The organism is Thioclava sp. ISO4 (assembly GCF_058105145.1).
Genome location: NZ_CM176571.1, coordinates 3,591,540 through 3,608,321 on the forward strand (window position 1 = coordinate 3,591,540; position 16,782 = coordinate 3,608,321).

Genomic DNA, 16,782 nt, shown 5'->3' on the forward strand with positions numbered 1-16,782 from the left:
GCCTCAAAATCCGGGCGGAATCGCGCCCGGATCGCACAGCCGCTGCAACCGCCGTGCCGACGCGCGCGCGAAATCGAGCGTCAGCGCTTTGCGCCGCGCCGGCGCAAGCTTGGACAGCGGCGCCTCGCGGATCATCTCGGCCCCGTAGCCATCCGCGATGAACAGCCCCGTTTCCTCGGGCAGAAGATCCGTGGGGAAATCCTGGTCCACCGCCCAGAAATAGCGGTCGCACCACTCCAGATAGCCGTCCCATTTCCGATCCGAGGTGAAATCGGCGCGGCTCGACTTGCACTCCACGATCCAGATTTCGCCCTTCCGGTCGATCGCCATAAGATCGGCGCGCAGCCTTGGGCGCAGCACCATTTCCGGCAAACTGTCGAGCCCCAGCTCGGACAGCGCGCGGGCCGTGCCACGCGCGAGCACTTGCCCCGGCTGAAGTTCGGAAAGCGGAATCTGCGTCATGCGGAAAAACATGAACGAAGTGTGAACAAAAGTCCAGACTCAGCCCGCCGCGCCGATACGACGGCCGGATAAAAAGGTCGGATCAGAAGACCAGCACCGAGAGCACCAGAACGATCAGCGCCGCGCGCAGCACCCAGACGCCGAACTCAGCCACCCGCAGCAGCGTCGCGGCCTCGGCCAGCCCCTCGGATTTGATCTGGCCAAGAAGCCCCGCAGCGCTGACCCGGAACGCCTCGCCCGCAAACAGCGCCAGCGCCAGCAGCAGATAGAGCAGGTAATCGATCATCCGCGCATGGCCTGCCACCATCACCGGCAGCAACAGCGCCCCGGCGCCGACCTCGGTGCGCAAGGTGTTGTCCGCCCAGAGCCGCTCCAGCACCGCGCCGATTCCGGTGCTGCCACTCCCGCCGCCTGCGGCGGGCCCGTTCAAATCGCTCATTAAAACTCCTGTCCGCGAAATCCTGCCGCCAAGGGTAGAGCCTTGCAGGGCAAACCCAAGCGCCAAGGTGTCGCAGCGGCAGAGCCTTGCCACCCGGAAAAACCCGCCCTCTCCCCCTCTTGCCGGAGCGCGGTTTCACCCCTATCTGGGGGGCTGACGGTTACTGCTCTTTCTGTGAAAGACCCTTTTCCAGTGGCCTATACCATTCCTGAGGGAGCTGGCTCTGCCGGGGTCCTGGCCTCGGTATCTGGCGCCCACCTGACTTTTCAGGTCTCCGGGAACTCTCGTCTACACGTCTGCTGCGGTTTCCGTCACTCCACCCATCGCAAGACAGCAAAAAGCCCCGCCGGATCGGTCGGGGCTTTTGTCGTCTTGGGAAGCGAAGGCGGTCAGCGGCGCAACTGCATCTGCTGGCGCGACTTGGGCGTATCGACCGGAACCGGGATCGCCAGATGCTCTGCCGCCATATCGGTGGGGATACCGTCGCGTTTGCCGCCACCGGAGCTGTCGTCATCCTCGGCCATGCGCATGACCGCAATCGCGAATTGCACACCGGAGAAGACGATCGTGTTGAACACGACCAGCAGCGCCATCGCGATATAGCCGATATCCGACGTGAAAATCAGGTGGCGCAGATTGCCGACATTGAAGCCGAGAAGAAGGCCAACGAAGGCGAGCGCGATGAAGAAGCCGATGACGACGTTCTTGATGTAGAGCCGGACCAGTTCGGGCATGAAAAATCCTCCTGCTTACCTCACAATCTAGTGCATATTCCCAAGTTTCAAACAGGGAAACGGGTGGCAAATGCGAGATAAGCGGGTGTTTGCCCGTGGCATGGTGTCGCGAGTGAGCGCGCTCAGAACGCCTCGGGCTGCAGCGCGCGCGCCATGTGATCGAGCACCGCGTTGACGAATTTCGGCTCCTTGCCTTCGGGGAAGAAGGCGCGGGCCACATCGACGAACTCGGTGATGACGACCCGCGGCGGCGTAGCGGGGGTGATCAGCTCGGCCCCGGCCGCGCGGAACAGCGCGCGCAGCACTGGGTCGATCCGGTCGATCGGCCATTTCGCCACCAGCGCGCGGTCGGTCGCCTGGTCGATCTTCGCCTGCCAGGTCACCGCATCGTCGATCAGACGGCGGAACAGGTCGAGATTGCCCTCGGCCATTTCGGTCCCGTCTTCATCCACGGCGCCAAAGCGGAAATTCTCGAACTCGCGGCGCACCTTGTCGGCGCCCTGCCCGGCCGCTTCCATCTGAAACAGCGCCTGAACCGCGTAAAGACGCGAGGCGGATTTCATCTGGCGCTTCTCCTCTTGGGTGAGCTTGCGCGGTTTCGGGGCGTCTTGGGGCGCGTCGGAGGAGGCGTCGTCGGTCATGCGTTGTTCGATCCGTCAGTGTCGCCGGCGATACGGAAGGATTCGGCGGGCTTGAACCCGATACCCTTCGTCCGGCGCGCCCATTTGCGCGACAATGAGATGAGATGCAAGGCCGCAGCCGCCGCACCGCCACCTTTGTTTTGATCGGCGGGGTCGGCGCGCACGGCCGCCTGTTCGTAATTTTCGACCGTCAGGATGCCGTTGCCGATGCAAATCCCTTCGAGCCCCATCAGCGTCAGCCCGCGCGAGCTGTCGTTGCAGACGGTCTCGTAATGGGTGGTCTCGCCACGGATCACGCAGCCAAGGGCAACGAACCCGTCGTAATCGGCCATGCGCGCGGCCATCGCAATCGCGGTCGGGATTTCCAAGGCGCCGGGCACCTCGATCACGTCGACATGGGCGCCCGCCTCTTCAGCCGTGGCTTTCGCGCCCGCGATCAGGTTGTCCGCGATATCCTTGTAATAGGGCGCGACCACGATCAGCAGCCGCGGCGCGCTGTCGAATTTCGGCAGGTCGAGCGTGTAATGCGAGGTTCCGGCCATGTCTTACTCCGTAATGGGGCGTGTGCCGACGATGCGCAGGCCATAAGCGTCGAGGCCCACATATTTCGTCTGCGGATTGTCGGTGAGAAGGATCATGTCATGCAGCCCCATCGAGGACAGGATCTGCGAGCCCAGACCGATCTGCTTGATCGTGCGCGGCCCCTGATCCTCTTCGCGCAGAAGGCGGTTCGAAGGATCGCGGAACAGGCAGACGAGCCCGCGGCCTTCCGCAGCCACGATCTCCATCGCGCGACGCACCTCGTCGGCGGGACCGGGACCGATGCCCAGCACGTCGTCGAGGATGTTGAGCGAATGGGTGCGCACCAGAACCGGCTCCGGCGTCGAGATATCGCCCTTCACCAGAACGATGTGATCGACACCCTCGGCCATGTCCGTGAAGACACGCATCTCCCACTCGCCGCCATGGCTGGACGTGACCATTTGGCGCAGGCCCTCGCGCACGAGATTGTCGTGACGGCGGCGGTAGGCGATCAGGTCAGAGATCGTGCCGATCTTCAGCCCGTGTTTCTTGCCGAACTCGATCAGCCCCGGCAGGCGCAGCATGTGACCGTCATCGCCCATGATCTCGCAGATCACGCCCGCGGGCTTGAGACCCGCAAGGCGCGCCACGTCCACGGCCGCTTCGGTATGGCCCGCACGCACCAGCACACCGCCGTCGCGCGCCCGCAGCGGGAAGATGTGGCCGGGCGAGGCGATATCCTGCGGGCCCTTGCTCGGGTCGATCGCCACCTTGATCGTCTGCGCCCGGTCATGGGCGGAAATCCCGGTGGTGATGTTCTCGCGCGCCTCGATCGAGACGGTGAAGGCGGTCTCGTGGCGCATCGAATTGGCGCGCACCATCGGCGCAAGCCCCAGCTGGTCGACGCGATCTGAGGTGAGCGGCAGGCAGATCAGCCCGCGCCCGTATGTCGCCATGAAGTTCACCGCCTCGGGGGTGCATTTCTCGGCCGGAATATACAGATCGCCCTCGTTCTCGCGATCCTCGTGATCGACGAGGATCACCATCCGGCCCTCGCGCGCCTCCTTGATGATCTCTTCGGCGGGCGAGATCACGTGGCGCAGGCTTTCCTCGACCTCGCCGGGCACATCATGGGTGCCGGATTTGTCGACCGGGGTCAGGGTCTTTCCGTCGGAGGTCATGTGTTCCACTCCTGCAGCCGCGCGACATAGCGCGCGAGCGTGTCGATCTCGAGATTGATCCGGTCGCCCGCCTTGGCATGGCCCCAGTTGGTGACCTGCTTGGTATGCGGGATGATGTTGACGCCGAACGTCGCGCCTTCGACCTCGTTCACGGTCAGCGAGGTGCCGTTCAGCGCGACCGAGCCTTTGGGCGCGATGTATTTCGCCAGCGCTTCGGGCGCGCGGAAGGTGAAGCGCGTGCTGTCGCCCTCATCCACCATAGCCACGATCTCGGCCACGCCATCGACATGGCCCGACACGATGTGACCGCCCAGCTCGTCGCCCACTTTCAGCGCGCGTTCGAGGTTGATCTTCTTACCCACCTGCCAGCCGCCGCTGGCATCGTTGCCGCGGCCGCCGATATTCGTCTTGGCCTGGCTCTCGGCGGAGATTTCCACGTCGAACCAGTTTTTCGGCTCAGAGCCGGTTGCGATCACGGTCAGGCAGCAACCGTCGCAGGCAATCGACGCGCCCAGCTCGATGCTGCCCACGTCATAGCTTGTGCCGATCCGCGCGCGCAGATCGCCGCGCTGCTCCAGCTCCAGAATTTCTCCGATATCGGTCACGATCCCGGTGAACATGGCATATCCCCTCAGATTTCGGACCTTAGCTAGCCCGCAGGGCGCGCCTTCGCAAGAGACGAGCGCCCCGCCGTCCCGTCACGAGTTGCGCGGCCCCGCACAGTGCCTGCCCTAAAATTGTCCAATATTTAAGGGATTACCCCACAAACTCCGTGACTTCGCGCGCGTCCTGCGCAATCACGGAGGCAGGCCAAGGACCCACGACTGGATGAACCGTTTCGAAAATCGCCACTTCCTGATGCTGCAGGGGCCCCACGGCCCCTTCTTTCATCAGCTTGGCGCGATGCTGCGGCAGGCGGGGGCGACGGTCTGGCGCGTGGGGTTCAATCGCGGAGACGAGGTGTTCTGGTTCGACCGCGCCTCCTACCTGCGCTTCGACGCCCCGCCAGAGGACTGGGCCGATTACCTGCGCGACCTGATCGCCGAGAAAGGCATCACCGATCTCGTGCTCTATGGCGACACCCGCCCGATCCATGCGCAGGCTGTCGAGGTCGCGAAGGCGATGGGCCTCTGCGTACATGTCTTCGAAGAAGGCTACGTCCGCCCCTACTGGGTCACTTACGAGCGCGGCGGCTCGAACGGGCATTCCCGGCTGATGGAGATGTCGGTGGCGCAGATGCGCACGGCGCTTGCCCAGTCCGAGATCGAGTTTCCCGACGCCCCGCCCCGCTGGGGCGATATGCGCCACCACGTGTTCTACGGCGCGCTCTACCATTTCTTCGTGATGCTCCGCCCCGGCCCCTATCGCCGCTTCCGCCCGCATCGCGACATCACGGTGTTTCAGGAATTCCGCCTCTGGCTGCGCCGCCTGCTGCTGATGCCGCTGCATATGCTGGAGCGCAGACGCGCGACGCGGCGCATCCGGCATGGCGGCTTCCCCTATCATCTCGTGCTGCTGCAGCTCGAACACGATTCCAGCTTCCGGATGCATTCGCCCTTCGCGAGCCAGACCGAGTTCATCGATCTGGTGATGGAGAATTTCGCGAGAGGTGCCCCGCCCCATCACCACCTCGTCTTCAAGGCCCATCCGCTCGAAGACGGGCGCGCGCCGATCCGCGAGACGATCCGTCAAGCGGCCCGCGCGCATGGTCTGGCGGCGCGCGTGCATTTCGTGCGCGGCGGCAAGCTGGCGGGACTTCTGGCGCAGGCGCGCTCCGCCGTCACGGTCAATTCGACCGCCGCGCAGCAGGCGCTCTGGCGCGGGCTGCCGCTGAAGTCTCTGGGCCGTGCGATCTTCGACAAGCCGGAATTCACCTCCGCACAACCGCTCGAGGCCTTCTTCGCAAGCCCGGCCCGCCCCGACAGCCGCGCCTATCGCGACTACCGTCACTACCTTCTGGAAACGAGCCAGGTTCCGGGCGGTTTCTACTCCGCACGCGGACGCCGCGCCCTGCTGCGACAGGTGATCGACATGATGCTGGCAGCCGAAGATCCCTATGATGCGCTGGTCACAGGCAACGCGGCCCCACGGCAACAGTTGCAGGTGGTGCGATAATTTTTCTCGTTTTTTTCCCGAGGCTTCGGTAGCTTGATCGCAAAACGATAAGCAGCATCCCGAACGAGGAGCTCGAGCAGTGACCATGACCCCTTCCCGCAGGGCCGTTTTGACGGGCCTTTCCGCTACGCTTTTGACCGCATCTTGTGGTCTTCCGCGCTCTGGCCCCAACAAGCGCGAACTCTTCGCGGGCTCCGTGATGCGCCAGGGCGATGCGTTCGTCGTCAAGGTGAACGACTTCGTCACCCGCGCAACCGCCGTGCAACCGGCGCTCGGTTTTACCTCCATTTTCATCAATGCCGGCCAGATCGGCTCCGATACGATCCGCCCGGGCGACACGCTTTCGCTGACGATCTGGGAAAACGTCGATGACGGGCTGCTCGCCAGCAAAGGCGCCAACGCGACCCAGCTGCAAGAGGTGCAGGTCGATGGCGCGGGCTTCATCTTCGTTCCCTATGCGGGCCGCATCAAAGCCGCTGGCAACACGCCCGACGGGCTGCGCCGCATCATCACCACCAAGCTCGACGCGCAAACGCCGGACCCGCAGGTTCTCGTGACCCGCGTGGCAGGCGATGGGGCGACGGTTTCGGTCATGGGCGCGATCAACGGTCAGGGCGTCTACCCGATCGAGCGGCCCACCCGGACGCTTTCGGCAATGATCGCCAAGGCGGGCGGCGTGTCGATCCCGCCCGAGGTCGCCAAGATCACTGTGACGCGCGGCGGCATGTCGGGCTCGGTCTGGCTCAAGGATCTCTACGAGAACCCCAAGATGGACATCGCGCTGCGCAATGGCGACGTGATCCTCGTCGAGAAGGACCAGCGCGCCTTCACCTCGCTCGGCGCGACCGGCAAGCAGGCCCGCGTGCCCTTCGAAACCCAGACGCTTTCGGCGCTGGAGGCCATCGCGACGGTGGGCGGCTTGCAGTCGAACCTCGCCGATCCGACCGGCGTCTTCGTGCTGCGCAACGAGCCGGCCGATATCGCGATGAAGGTGCTTGGTCGCACCGACCTGGTCGGCGATCAGCGCATGATCTACGTGCTCGACCTGACCCAGCCCAACGGCATGTTCATGGCGCGCGATTTCGCGATCCGCGACGGCGACACGGTCTATGTCACCGAGGCGCCCTTCGTGCAGTGGCAGAAGACGCTCTCGGCGCTGACCCAGCCGCTGGGCACGGTGAACACGCTCAATACGCTCGCCGGGAACTGATGCCCCGCGACAGAGACCACAAGGCCGCCGGGGCGATCCCCCGGCGGCTTTTTTTCTACAATGGCGGCGTGCTGCGCCAGAAACTCCTGCGCGAGATTTTGCGAGCAGCGGGCCACGCGCCGCGCCTCGGCCTTCCCGGCCCCGACGATGGTGTGATGGTCTGGGGCCGCTCGCCCTATGCGGCGCGTGGCGAGGCGGTGGCCGCCAAGCGCGACGTGCCGCTGATCCGGGTGGAGGATGCGTTTCTGCGCTCGATCCATCCGGGCCGGACCGGCGCGCCGCCTTTGGGCTTGATCCTCGACCCGATGGGCGTGCATTTCGACAGCGCCCAGCCCTCGCGGCTCGAACATCTCCTTACAACCGAGCCGCTCGACGATAGCGCCGTCTTGCAGCGGGCCCGCGACGGGATCGCCCGGCTGAAAGCCTCGGAGCTCTCGAAATACAACGATTTCGACCCGGACCTGCCCGTCCCCGACCCAGGCTATGTTCTGGTGATCGACCAGACGCGGGACGATGCCTCGATCGCCCATGGCGGAGCGACGGCGGCCACGTTCCGCGAAATGCTGGCCTATGCGCGGATCGAAAACCCCGGCGCGCGCATCCTGATCAAGACCCATCCCGAAACCCGCACCGGACTGCGGGGCGGCCATTACGGGCCGGAAGACTGCGACGCGAATGCCGAGATTTACGACGCGCCGGTCTCGCCGTGGACGCTGCTCGAAGGCGCGATCGCGGTCTATACCGTGTCGTCGCTCATGGGCTACGAAGCGATCCTCGCAGGCCACAAGCCGCGCGTTTTCGGCCAACCGTTCTATGGGGGCTGGGGGCTCACGCAGGACGAAAACCCCGTCCCGCGTAGATCGCGCAGCCTGACGCGCGCGCAGATTTTCGCGGTGTCGCATATCCTCGCGCCGATCTGGTTCGATCCCTGCCGCAAGCGCCTGTGCAGCTTCGAAGAGGCGGTGGATCAGCTCGAGGCCGAAACCCGAGCCTATCGTGAAGATCGGCAGGGCTATGTCGCGGGCGGAATGTCCCTGTGGAAACGCCCGCATCTGCGCAAGTTCTTCGGACGTCACGGGGCGCTGCGGTTCAGCGAGACACCCGACACCACGCGGCCATTTCTTTACTGGGCCACGCGCGCGGCCCCGGACGACGACCGCGCCCATATCCGCGTCGAAGACGGGTTTCTGCGCTCGCGGGGTCTCGGCGCCGAACTCGTCCCGCCGCTCTCGCTGATCGCGGATCGCACAGGCATCTTCTACGACCCGACCCGGCCCAGCGATCTGGAGGCGCTAATCGCGCAGTCCTTACCGCCGGGCGGCGAGGCGCGGGTGCGCAAGCTCATCCAACGGATCACGACCGAAGGCCTGACCAAATACAATCTCGGCGGCGCGCTTCCCGAACTGCCCCAAGGCCATAAGATCCTCGTGCCCGGACAGGTCGAGGACGATGCCTCGATCCGGCTCGGCGCGGGCGAGACTTGCACAAATGCGATGCTTCTGGAGAGAACTCGGGCCGAAAACCCCGATGCAGTTATCCTTTTCAAACCTCACCCCGATGTCGTCGCGGGCCTGCGTCCCGGCGTCGTACCCGATGATGTAGCGAAGGCATATGCCGATCTGATCTTGCCCGAGGCCAACACCGCTGCGCTGATCGACGCGGTGGACGAGGTCTGGACGATGACCTCCGGCCTCGGTTTCGAGGCGCTCTTGCGCGGCAAGGCCGTCACGACCCTCGGGGCGCCCTTCTATGCAGGCTGGGGGCTCACGCGCGATCTCGGGCCCGTTCCGGCGCGCAGGACGGCGCGTCCCGATCTGCTGCAGCTCACCCATGCCGCACTGATCGCCTATCCGCGCTATCTCGACCCGGTCAGCGGGTTGCCCTGCCCGGTCGAGGTCACGCTGGATCGCCTGAGCGAGGGCCGCACCCTGCCCCGGGGCCCGCTCAACCGGATCGGCGCGAAGCTGCAAGGCGTGTTCGCGTCCTACGCGTGGCTCTGGCGCCGCCAGCGGTGAAGCAGGTCGTCGCCGATGGGGCGGCTTTCGACCAGCGTGTAGCGCGGCGCAGAGGCCAGCGCACTCAGCCCCATATCGCCGACCCCGGCGCGACCATCCGCACCCAGCACCATGCCCGCCGTGAAGCCGATCAGTTCGTCCACCAGCCCCGCATTGATCAGAGAGGCCGCGAACTTGCCGCCGCCTTCGCAGAACACGCGGGTCAGGCCGAACCCGGCCAGAGCCTCCATCAGCGCCAGCGGATCGAGACCGCCGCCAACTGTCTCGGCCACCTCGATCAGCTCCGCCCCCGCATCGCGCCAGTAGTCTTTCGCCTCATCGGGAGCCTCGGCCCCATGGATCAGCCAGAGCGGCGCGGCATCCAGCGACCCGGCAAGCCGCTTGCGCGGCAAATCGAGCCGCGCCGAGGCCACGATCCGCAGCGGCTGGCGCAGCGGCGTGAAGCTGCGCACGGTCAGCAGCGGATCGTCGGCTCTTGCTGTCCCGCCGCCCACCATCACCGCGTCGAACTCGGCGCGCATCGCATGGACCAGCGCGCGCGACTGCGGGCCAGTGATCCATTGGCTTTCACCGGTGGAGGTCGCGATGCGCCCGTCGAAACTGCTCGCAAGCTTCAGCGCGAGCCACGGTCGCGCGCGGGTCACGCGGCTGAGGAACCCGGCCTGCAGATCGCGCGCCTCCGCCTCCATAAGCCCGGTCTCCACCTCGATCCCGGCTTCGCGCAGCATCGCATGACCGCCGCCCGAGACCCGCGGATCGGGGTCTTCCATCGCCGAGACAACCCGCGCCACCCCGGCCTCGCGCAGCGCCATCGCGCAGGGCGGCGTCTTGCCGTAATGGGCGCAGGGTTCGAGCGTGACATAGGCCGTGGCGCCACGCGCCGCCTTCCCCGCCTGCGCGAGCGCACGCACCTCTGCATGGGGCCGCCCGCCCGGCTGGGTCCAGCCGCGCCCGACGACGCGGCCCTCATTCACGATCACGCAGCCGACGGCCGGGTTCGGCCAGACATTGCCAAGGCCCCGGCGCGCAAGCGTCAGGGCCACCGACATGAACCGCCGGTCTTCTCCGGTCACTCGGGGTCGCCCGCCCCCGGCGGACGCAATTCGGAGACGAACTTGTCGAAGTCGTCCGCTTCCTGGAAGTTCTTGTAAACGCTGGCGAACCGGACGTAGCCGACCGTGTCGATCCGCGCGAGCGTCTCCATCACGATCTCCCCGATCACCTTCGAGGAGATGTCGGTCTCGCCCATGCTTTCCAGACGCCGCACGATGCCGGAGATCATCTGATCGATCCGCTCGGGTTCGACCGGGCGTTTCTGCATCGCGATCCGGATCGAGCGTTCGAGCTTGTCGCGATCGAAATCCTCACGCTTGCCGGAGGTCTTGATCACCACGAGGTCGCGCAGCTGGACGCGTTCGTAAGTGGTGAAACGACCGCCGCAGGCCGGGCAAAACCGACGTCGCCGGATCGCGACGTGATCTTCCGCCGGACGGCTATCTTTCACCTGAGTATCGACATTTCCGCAAAATGGGCAGCGCATTCGCTTTCCCCCGTTCGTTGTCCCGCCTCACGATAGGGTCTGCATGCCCCTCTTATCCACAAGACCTTAGCCTAGCGTCGATGGTTTGGGTAGGAAAAATCTTTCGACCCCAGATGTGGCGGTTGCCTGTGGCGAATGAGACTCAGCGCAGGAGCGCCATGACCTCGCGGCGATGCGCCCGGCTGCGATGTTCGAAAAGGTAAATTCCTTGCCACGTTCCGAGCGCCATACGCCCCGAAATGACAGGAATCTGCAAGCTGACCGGCAGAAGCGCCGATTTGATATGGGCCGGCATATCGTCCGGCCCCTCATAGGTATGGGTCAGGTAGGACATGCTGGGATCGGTCGTGGGCGGCACGAGCCGATGGAAGAACGCGGTCAGATCGCTGCGCACTTCCGGGTCGGCATTCTCCTGGATCGCGAGGCTCGCCGAGGTGTGGCGGATGAACAGCGTGAGCAACGCCTCCTCCGCATCGGCGCCCGTGACCCAAGCCGCCACGTCGCGCGTGAATTCGTAAAGACCGGGGCCAGATGTCGCGATCTCGAACCGGCGATGCATCAGCTTTTCGGCGCGGGACGCGCCTCGGACCGATCCGTCGCGACGATCGCGAGGCATTCGGGATTGATATCCATGATCTTGCGCTCTTTCGCCCAAACTGCATCGGCCTGCGCGCCGCTTAGCCCGCGCTTGACCATGGCCTTGGGCGCGGGTGTGCCATCGCCGACCCCGGAGATCACCGAATAGGTGCCCCCAGCCTCTTCCTGCACATAGAGGAAACAGGTGCCCGCCTGATCCATGCGCGGTGTGCCCGATTGCATCGTGCCGACCTGACAGGCGGCGAGAATGAGAGGGGCGAGCAGAAGAAGGCGGGTCATGGGCGGCTCCGTCGAAGTTTTACGAAGGTTAGCAAGAGCTTGGGCAGGGCGAAAGTGACGATCCCCTGCCCCGTCCGGCTCAGGGCACATGCACGAGACCGTTCATCTTGCAGCCCAGCGGCGCAAGATCGGCTTCGACCGCGGCTTTATGCGCATTGAATTCGACGTTATGCGCATCGATCGCCTCTTGGCTCGGGGCATGGCCGGACTCGCGCTGCGCCGTGGTTTTCGCTTCCAGACGCGCGGCCTCGGCCTGATGATCGCTGGCGAAGACGGCCTTGGCCTTCTCCCAATTCTTGGCGATCGCCTCCTGGCTCTCCCCTTCGCAGGTGAAGAGATAGACCAGCTTCGCGGGCTTGTCGGGAATGTAGAATTGCGCGCGCTCGGCGGCGCTGGCGGCCCCAGCAACCAGCAAAATCACAGCTGTCGTGAAAAACTTTGCTTTCATCATTCCTCCCCAGCCTCCCGCGTGCTTCACGCTAATTTTTTGTGAGCTTCACGAAGCGCATCCAAAGCGACTTGAGTTTCAGAGCTATTGGAACCTGCTCCCTCTAAAAGCTCAATCGCTTCATCAAGAATCTCTCGAACCTCAAAGACAGTCTTTGCACCCACGTATGGGCCGGGAGGAGGCAGCTTTTCTGTCGGAGCAGCTGGCGCATTAGGATAATCACATCTTCCAGTCGAGACCTCCGCGACTCGACCGCCGTTTACGCCGAAGTAAGACGCGATATCATGCTGCTTATCGCCTCTTTCGAGCATGCCTTTTACAATCTGAGTTTCGCGATAACTAAACGTCATAATCCCCTCCAAATAAGGGAATTATGCGCCGATTCTTTTACTTCGCAAGTTTACTGGTCGAGGAACGAACGCATCTTGCGCGACCGGCTCGGGTGCTTGAGCTTGCGCAGCGCCTTCGCCTCGATCTGACGGATACGTTCGCGGGTGACCGAGAACTGCTGCCCCACCTCTTCCAGCGTGTGGTCGGTGTTCATGCCGATGCCGAAGCGCATCCGCAGAACCCGCTCCTCGCGCGGGGTGAGCGAAGCCAGAACCCGCGTCGTCGTCTCCTTCAGGTTCTCCTGAATGGCGGAGTCGAGCGGCAGAACGGCGTTCTTGTCCTCGATGAAATCGCCAAGCTGGCTGTCTTCCTCGTCGCCGATCGGCGTCTCGAGCGAGATCGGCTCCTTGGCGATCTTCATCACCTTGCGGACCTTCTCGAGCGGCATCTGCAGCTTGTCGGCCAGTTCCTCGGGCGTCGGCTCGCGGCCGATCTCGTGGAGCATCTGGCGACCGGTGCGGACCAGCTTGTTGATCGTCTCGATCATGTGGACCGGGATACGGATGGTGCGCGCCTGATCCGCGATCGAGCGGGTGATCGCCTGACGGATCCACCACGTCGCATAGGTCGAGAACTTGTAGCCGCGGCGATATTCGAACTTATCCACGGCCTTCATGAGGCCTATATTGCCTTCCTGAATGAGATCGAGGAATTGCAGGCCGCGGTTGGTGTATTTCTTCGCGATCGAGATCACGAGACGCAGGTTCGCCTCGACCATCTCTTTCTTGGCCTGACGGGCTTCTTTCTCGCCCTTCTGAACCTGCTGCACGATGCGGCGGAATTCGGAAATGTCGACGCCGACATACTGACCGACCTGAGCCATCTCCGCGCGCAGGTCCTCGACCTTGTCGGCGGAGCGCTCGAACAGGGACTGCCAAGCGCGGCCCGACTTCGCCTGCATCCGCTCGGACCAGCTGGGGTCCAGTTCGTAGCCGCGATATTCTTCGATGAACTCACGGCGGTTGATGCGCGCCTGATCTGCGAGCTTCACCATGCCGCTGTCGATCGACATGATCTTGCGGTTGATACCGTAGAGCTGGTCGATCAGCGCTTCGATCCGGTTGTTGTGCAGGTGAAGCGAGTTCACCAGTTCGACGATCTCGGAGCGCAGCTTCTGATAAGCGGCTTCCTCGGTGACCGAGAAGGAGCCATCCTCGTTCAGCGTCGCCGACATCCGCAGGTCCTGCATTTCGGCAAGCTGGGCATAGTCGCGCGCGATCAGTTCGAGCGTTTCGAGAACACGCGGTTTCAGCGCGGCTTCCATCGCGGCGAGCGAAAGGTTCGCGCCTTCGTCCTCGTCGTCATCGTCGGATTGGATCGGGTTGCCGTCCGCGTCGAGCTCGGGCTCCGATTTTCCGCTCTCTTCGGATTTCTTGCTGCCCTCGGTCGTCGCCTCGGCTCCGACGGTGGACGGTGCGATTTCCTCTTCTTCGCCCTCGACCCCTTCGAGCGAGTTGCCGAAGGTGGTCTCGAGGTCGATCACGTCGCGCAGCAGAATTTCTTCGTTGAGAAGTTCGTCGCGCCAGATCGTGATGGCCTGGAAGGTCAGCGGGCTCTCGCAGAGCCCGGCGATCATCGTGTTGCGGCCAGCCTCGATCCGCTTGGCGATGGCGATTTCGCCCTCGCGCGACAGCAGCTCGACCGAGCCCATCTCGCGCAGATACATCCGCACCGGGTCATCGGTACGATCGAGCGTTTCCGAGCTGGTGGTCGAGACCGCGACTTCGCGCGACCCCGAAGCCGTCGTCGCGACTTCGCCGCCCTGACTGCTGCTTTCTTCCTCATCGGCCTCTTCGGCTTCGATGACGTTGATGCCCATTTCGGAGAGCATCGACATGACATCCTCGATCTGGTCCCCGGAGACCTGATCTTGCGGCATCACCTTGTTGAGCTGGTCATAGGTGATGAACCCGCGCTCCTTCGCCTCGGCGATCATCCGCTTCACGGCGGCCTGACTCATGTCGAAGGACGTCGCGTCGTCGCTCGGGGTGTCGGATTTATTGTCGTCGATGTCTTTGGCGGCCATGTGGGCTCCTCGGTCAGGGCTTGGTTGGGCTCAAGCTATGACGAAAGCGAATCATATCTCGTCTGTGTATCGAATCGCAGCGGCGAATCACAGGGGCGCGAGGGCTGTGGACAGAAAGTTGATTCTGAATGTGTCCGCAACAATTCGCTTTTCCGTAATCCGTTGGCCCGCAGCCATCCGGCTCAATGTTTCTTACGCCAGATTTCCCCGTCGATCATGGCCTGAAGCGTCGCGGACAGCGCCGCTTGGTCTTCGCCCATATCGGAGGAGTCCTCCAGTTTCGATCTCTCTGCGCGATGGCGAAGCGATGCTGCTTGCGCCAGACGCCATGTCACGCCTTCGTCGGCAAGCCCCGCCAGATCCTCCATCGCATCGGCGACCTCTTCGCGCACGGCGCGAGCGGCGTCCAGCTTGGCCAGTTCCTCGGTCAGGCACATCCGCGCCAAATCGAGGTTCTCAGCGTTGCGAACCGGAGGGGCAGAGCGCAAATGGGGCAGGTTCAACAGTTTTTCAAGGTCGGCCGCCATTTCCGCGTAAAGGTTTTTCGCGATTTCCGGGGCGGGCGCGGCGACATGGGCGAGCATCCGGTGCCGTAGCTGATCATGCGTCGCGTCGCGCAGCGGCACCGCCTCCAGTTCCGCCTCGAATTCCGCGATCAGCGCCGGGTGGGTGACGCAGATGCCAAGGATCATCGCCTCGCGCAGATGCTCGGCCACGTCGCTCGGCGCGGTCGCCAGAAGCGAGGAGCGCGTCTCGGGCAAGGCCGGCGGCGGCGCACCGAAGCGGCCCTTGCCGCGCTTGCCGCCGGGGCCGAAACCGCCCGGCGTGAAGCCCCCGCGGGATCCTTGCGCGCCGCCCTGTGGGCCAGCCTGCGGACCGGTGCCGAACAGCTCCCAGCGCAGGCGTTTGATCTCGTCCCCGTAATGGCCGCGAATCGAGGGATCCTGAATGCGCGCGATCGCGGCGCGCAGGCTCTTGTCCAAGGCCGCCCGGCGCTCGGGACTGTCGAAAACTTTCCCCTCGGTCTCACGTTGCCACAGCAGCGAGACCATCGGCTTTGCCTCGGCGAGGATCGTCTCCATCGCCTCGCGGCCCTGCTTGCGGATCACGTCATCCGGGTCGAGCCCCGGCGGCATGATCGCGAAACGCACGCCCTTGCCCGCCTCCAAGAGCGGCAGCGCCAGATCGATCACCCGCAGCGCCGCGCGCAGACCCGCCGTATCGCCGTCGAGTGCGATGATCGGCTCGTCATGGATGCGCCACATCAGGCGCAGCTGATCTTCGGTGATCGCGGTCCCGAGCGGTGCGACCGCCCCGCCGAAGCCGCCCTCGACCATGGCGATCACATCCATATAGCCTTCGCAGACCACGAGCGGCGCGCCCTTGCCGCAGGCTTCGCGCGCGGGACCATGGTTATAAAGCGAGCGCCCCTTGTCGAAGAGCGCGGTCTCGGGCGAGTTGAGATATTTCGCCGGATCGTTCGGATCCATCGCCCGCCCGCCGAAGGCGATGCAGCGCCCGCGCGGATCGCGGATCGGGAAGATGATACGGTTGCGGAAGACGTCGAAGGGCTCGCGCCCCTTCTGGCTCTCTTTCGCAAGCCCCGCGCCCTTGATCAGCTCGTCGGAAATCCCCTTCCCCTTGAGCGCATCGCGCAGCCCCTGCCAGCCGGGTGGCGCAAAGCCTATCTCGAAGCGGTCGATGGCGGGTTTGTTCAGGCTGCGCCCGGCCAGATAGTCGCGCGCGGCGCTCCCGGCCTGGGTGTTGAGATGAAGGCGGAAATACTTCACCGCCTCTTCCATCACATTGGCCAGTTCGGTGCGCAGATCGGCTTTCTCCTGCGCCATCGGATCGCGCGCGGGCATCTGCATTCCGGCCTCGCGGGCGAGGATTTCCACCGCCTCCATGAAGCTGACATTCTCGGTCTCGCGCACGAAGCTCAGCGCGTCGCCCTTCGCGTGACAGCCGAAGCAGTAATAGTAGCCCTTGCGGTCATCGACATGGAACGAGGCCGATTTTTCCTGATGGAAGGGGCACGGCGCCCACATGTCGCCCTTGGCCTGGTTCGACTTGCGCATGTCCCAAATGACCTTGCGCCCCACGACCTGAGCGATCGAGGAACGGCTGCGCAATTCGTCGAGAAATCCGGGTGGCAGGCTCATGCTCTCTATATTGTCTCCATG

At 64.3% G+C, this 16,782-nt stretch carries 18 protein-coding genes; 3 read left to right on the forward strand and 15 right to left on the reverse strand.

Going from position 1 to position 16,782, the window contains the following annotated elements:
* Window positions 1-3: 3 nt before the first annotated feature.
* The 7 genes from AC2TZ7_RS17545 to AC2TZ7_RS17575 all read right to left on the reverse strand — a co-directional run bounded on the left by AC2TZ7_RS17545 (window position 4) and on the right by AC2TZ7_RS17575 (window position 4,599).
* Window positions 4-462, reverse strand: a complete 459-nt coding sequence (locus AC2TZ7_RS17545) for an MmcB family DNA repair protein (RefSeq protein WP_489865187.1) — start codon at window positions 460-462, stop codon at window positions 4-6.
* Window positions 463-544: 82 nt separating this feature from the next.
* A complete protein-coding gene (locus tag AC2TZ7_RS17550; protein ID WP_489865188.1) occupies window positions 545-901 on the reverse strand; it encodes a hypothetical protein in 357 nt (118 codons plus the stop codon).
* Window positions 902-1,290: 389 nt separating this feature from the next.
* The gene (locus AC2TZ7_RS17555; protein ID WP_078541924.1) at window positions 1,291-1,635 is read right to left on the reverse strand and encodes a hypothetical protein; all 345 of its coding nucleotides are present in this window, start codon (window positions 1,633-1,635) and stop codon (window positions 1,291-1,293) included.
* A 122-nt stretch (window positions 1,636-1,757) separates the two neighbouring features.
* Window positions 1,758-2,276: a transcription antitermination factor NusB gene (gene nusB, locus AC2TZ7_RS17560; RefSeq protein ID WP_098411745.1), complete on the reverse strand. Its 519-nt coding sequence runs from the start codon at window positions 2,274-2,276 to the stop codon at window positions 1,758-1,760.
* The gene (locus AC2TZ7_RS17565) at window positions 2,273-2,818 is read right to left on the reverse strand and encodes a 6,7-dimethyl-8-ribityllumazine synthase (RefSeq protein ID WP_489865189.1); all 546 of its coding nucleotides are present in this window, start codon (window positions 2,816-2,818) and stop codon (window positions 2,273-2,275) included. The genes nusB and AC2TZ7_RS17565 overlap by 4 nt, the downstream gene beginning before the upstream one ends.
* Before the next feature lie 3 nt (window positions 2,819-2,821).
* Window positions 2,822-3,979, reverse strand: coding sequence for a 3,4-dihydroxy-2-butanone-4-phosphate synthase (gene ribB / locus AC2TZ7_RS17570; protein WP_098411747.1), 1,158 nt, complete (start codon window positions 3,977-3,979; stop codon window positions 2,822-2,824).
* On the reverse strand, window positions 3,976-4,599 hold the full coding sequence (locus tag AC2TZ7_RS17575) for a riboflavin synthase (protein WP_489865190.1): 624 nt from the start codon (window positions 4,597-4,599) through the stop codon (window positions 3,976-3,978). Before AC2TZ7_RS17575 ends, ribB begins: the two co-directional genes overlap by 4 nt.
* Before the next feature lie 208 nt (window positions 4,600-4,807).
* Between AC2TZ7_RS17575 and AC2TZ7_RS17580 the strand changes: the two genes are divergently transcribed.
* The 3 genes from AC2TZ7_RS17580 to AC2TZ7_RS17590 all read left to right on the forward strand — a co-directional run bounded on the left by AC2TZ7_RS17580 (window position 4,808) and on the right by AC2TZ7_RS17590 (window position 9,319).
* Complete coding sequence (locus AC2TZ7_RS17580) at window positions 4,808-6,094, forward strand: capsule polysaccharide biogenesis protein (protein WP_489865191.1); 1,287 nt, start codon at window positions 4,808-4,810, stop codon at window positions 6,092-6,094.
* Between the two features lie 79 nt (window positions 6,095-6,173).
* Window positions 6,174-7,304, forward strand: a complete 1,131-nt coding sequence (locus AC2TZ7_RS17585) for a polysaccharide biosynthesis/export family protein (protein ID WP_489865192.1) — start codon at window positions 6,174-6,176, stop codon at window positions 7,302-7,304.
* Window positions 7,304-9,319 carry a capsule polysaccharide biogenesis protein gene (locus tag AC2TZ7_RS17590; protein ID WP_489865193.1) on the forward strand — a complete coding sequence of 672 codons (2,016 nt, stop codon included), beginning with the start codon at window positions 7,304-7,306 and terminating at the stop codon, window positions 9,317-9,319. The genes AC2TZ7_RS17585 and AC2TZ7_RS17590 overlap by 1 nt, the downstream gene beginning before the upstream one ends.
* Here AC2TZ7_RS17590 and ribD read toward each other — a convergent pair.
* The 8 genes from ribD to dnaG form a co-directional block, all read right to left on the reverse strand.
* The gene (ribD, locus tag AC2TZ7_RS17595) at window positions 9,289-10,392 is read right to left on the reverse strand and encodes a bifunctional diaminohydroxyphosphoribosylaminopyrimidine deaminase/5-amino-6-(5-phosphoribosylamino)uracil reductase RibD (protein WP_489865194.1); all 1,104 of its coding nucleotides are present in this window, start codon (window positions 10,390-10,392) and stop codon (window positions 9,289-9,291) included. The genes AC2TZ7_RS17590 and ribD overlap by 31 nt on opposite strands.
* Window positions 10,389-10,859 carry a transcriptional regulator NrdR gene (nrdR, locus tag AC2TZ7_RS17600; protein WP_075774214.1) on the reverse strand — a complete coding sequence of 157 codons (471 nt, stop codon included), beginning with the start codon at window positions 10,857-10,859 and terminating at the stop codon, window positions 10,389-10,391. Before nrdR ends, ribD begins: the two co-directional genes overlap by 4 nt.
* A 142-nt stretch (window positions 10,860-11,001) precedes the next feature.
* A complete protein-coding gene (locus AC2TZ7_RS17605; protein WP_489865195.1) occupies window positions 11,002-11,418 on the reverse strand; it encodes a secondary thiamine-phosphate synthase enzyme YjbQ in 417 nt (138 codons plus the stop codon).
* Window positions 11,418-11,735 (reverse strand): hypothetical protein, encoded by a 318-nt coding sequence (locus AC2TZ7_RS17610; RefSeq protein ID WP_098411754.1) that lies wholly within the window; start codon window positions 11,733-11,735, stop codon window positions 11,418-11,420. The genes AC2TZ7_RS17605 and AC2TZ7_RS17610 overlap by 1 nt, the downstream gene beginning before the upstream one ends.
* Before the next feature lie 79 nt (window positions 11,736-11,814).
* Window positions 11,815-12,183 carry a hypothetical protein gene (locus AC2TZ7_RS17615; RefSeq protein WP_489865196.1) on the reverse strand — a complete coding sequence of 123 codons (369 nt, stop codon included), beginning with the start codon at window positions 12,181-12,183 and terminating at the stop codon, window positions 11,815-11,817.
* A gap of 26 nt (window positions 12,184-12,209) precedes the next feature.
* On the reverse strand, window positions 12,210-12,533 hold the full coding sequence (locus tag AC2TZ7_RS17620) for a hypothetical protein (RefSeq protein WP_489865197.1): 324 nt from the start codon (window positions 12,531-12,533) through the stop codon (window positions 12,210-12,212).
* A gap of 50 nt (window positions 12,534-12,583) precedes the next feature.
* A complete protein-coding gene (rpoD, locus tag AC2TZ7_RS17625) occupies window positions 12,584-14,599 on the reverse strand; it encodes an RNA polymerase sigma factor RpoD (RefSeq protein ID WP_489865198.1) in 2,016 nt (671 codons plus the stop codon).
* A 182-nt stretch (window positions 14,600-14,781) separates the two neighbouring features.
* Window positions 14,782-16,761 carry a DNA primase gene (gene dnaG / locus AC2TZ7_RS17630; RefSeq protein WP_489865199.1) on the reverse strand — a complete coding sequence of 660 codons (1,980 nt, stop codon included), beginning with the start codon at window positions 16,759-16,761 and terminating at the stop codon, window positions 14,782-14,784.
* Window positions 16,762-16,782: the final 21 nt, after the last annotated feature.

What these genes read in the sequence shown, in the direction of transcription:
- AC2TZ7_RS17545 (WP_489865187.1), bottom strand. Translation starts at nt 462, where the DNA reads ATGACGCAGATTCCGCTTTCCGAACTTCAGCCGGGGCAAGTGCTCGCG.
- AC2TZ7_RS17550 (WP_489865188.1), bottom strand. Translation starts at nt 901, where the DNA reads ATGAGCGATTTGAACGGGCCCGCCGCAGGCGGCGGGAGTGGCAGCACC.
- AC2TZ7_RS17555 (WP_078541924.1), bottom strand. Translation starts at nt 1,635, where the DNA reads ATGCCCGAACTGGTCCGGCTCTACATCAAGAACGTCGTCATCGGCTTC.
- nusB (WP_098411745.1), bottom strand. Translation starts at nt 2,276, where the DNA reads ATGACCGACGACGCCTCCTCCGACGCGCCCCAAGACGCCCCGAAACCG.
- AC2TZ7_RS17565 (WP_489865189.1), bottom strand. Translation starts at nt 2,818, where the DNA reads ATGGCCGGAACCTCGCATTACACGCTCGACCTGCCGAAATTCGACAGC.
- ribB (WP_098411747.1), bottom strand. Translation starts at nt 3,979, where the DNA reads ATGACCTCCGACGGAAAGACCCTGACCCCGGTCGACAAATCCGGCACC.
- AC2TZ7_RS17575 (WP_489865190.1), bottom strand. Translation starts at nt 4,599, where the DNA reads ATGTTCACCGGGATCGTGACCGATATCGGAGAAATTCTGGAGCTGGAG.
- AC2TZ7_RS17580 (WP_489865191.1), top strand. Translation starts at nt 4,808, where the DNA reads ATGAACCGTTTCGAAAATCGCCACTTCCTGATGCTGCAGGGGCCCCAC.
- AC2TZ7_RS17590 (WP_489865193.1), top strand. Translation starts at nt 7,304, where the DNA reads ATGCCCCGCGACAGAGACCACAAGGCCGCCGGGGCGATCCCCCGGCGG.
- nrdR (WP_075774214.1), bottom strand. Translation starts at nt 10,859, where the DNA reads ATGCGCTGCCCATTTTGCGGAAATGTCGATACTCAGGTGAAAGATAGC.
- AC2TZ7_RS17605 (WP_489865195.1), bottom strand. Translation starts at nt 11,418, where the DNA reads ATGCATCGCCGGTTCGAGATCGCGACATCTGGCCCCGGTCTTTACGAA.
- AC2TZ7_RS17610 (WP_098411754.1), bottom strand. Translation starts at nt 11,735, where the DNA reads ATGACCCGCCTTCTTCTGCTCGCCCCTCTCATTCTCGCCGCCTGTCAG.
- AC2TZ7_RS17615 (WP_489865196.1), bottom strand. Translation starts at nt 12,183, where the DNA reads ATGAAAGCAAAGTTTTTCACGACAGCTGTGATTTTGCTGGTTGCTGGG.
- AC2TZ7_RS17620 (WP_489865197.1), bottom strand. Translation starts at nt 12,533, where the DNA reads ATGACGTTTAGTTATCGCGAAACTCAGATTGTAAAAGGCATGCTCGAA.
- rpoD (WP_489865198.1), bottom strand. Translation starts at nt 14,599, where the DNA reads ATGGCCGCCAAAGACATCGACGACAATAAATCCGACACCCCGAGCGAC.
- dnaG (WP_489865199.1), bottom strand. Translation starts at nt 16,761, where the DNA reads ATGAGCCTGCCACCCGGATTTCTCGACGAATTGCGCAGCCGTTCCTCG.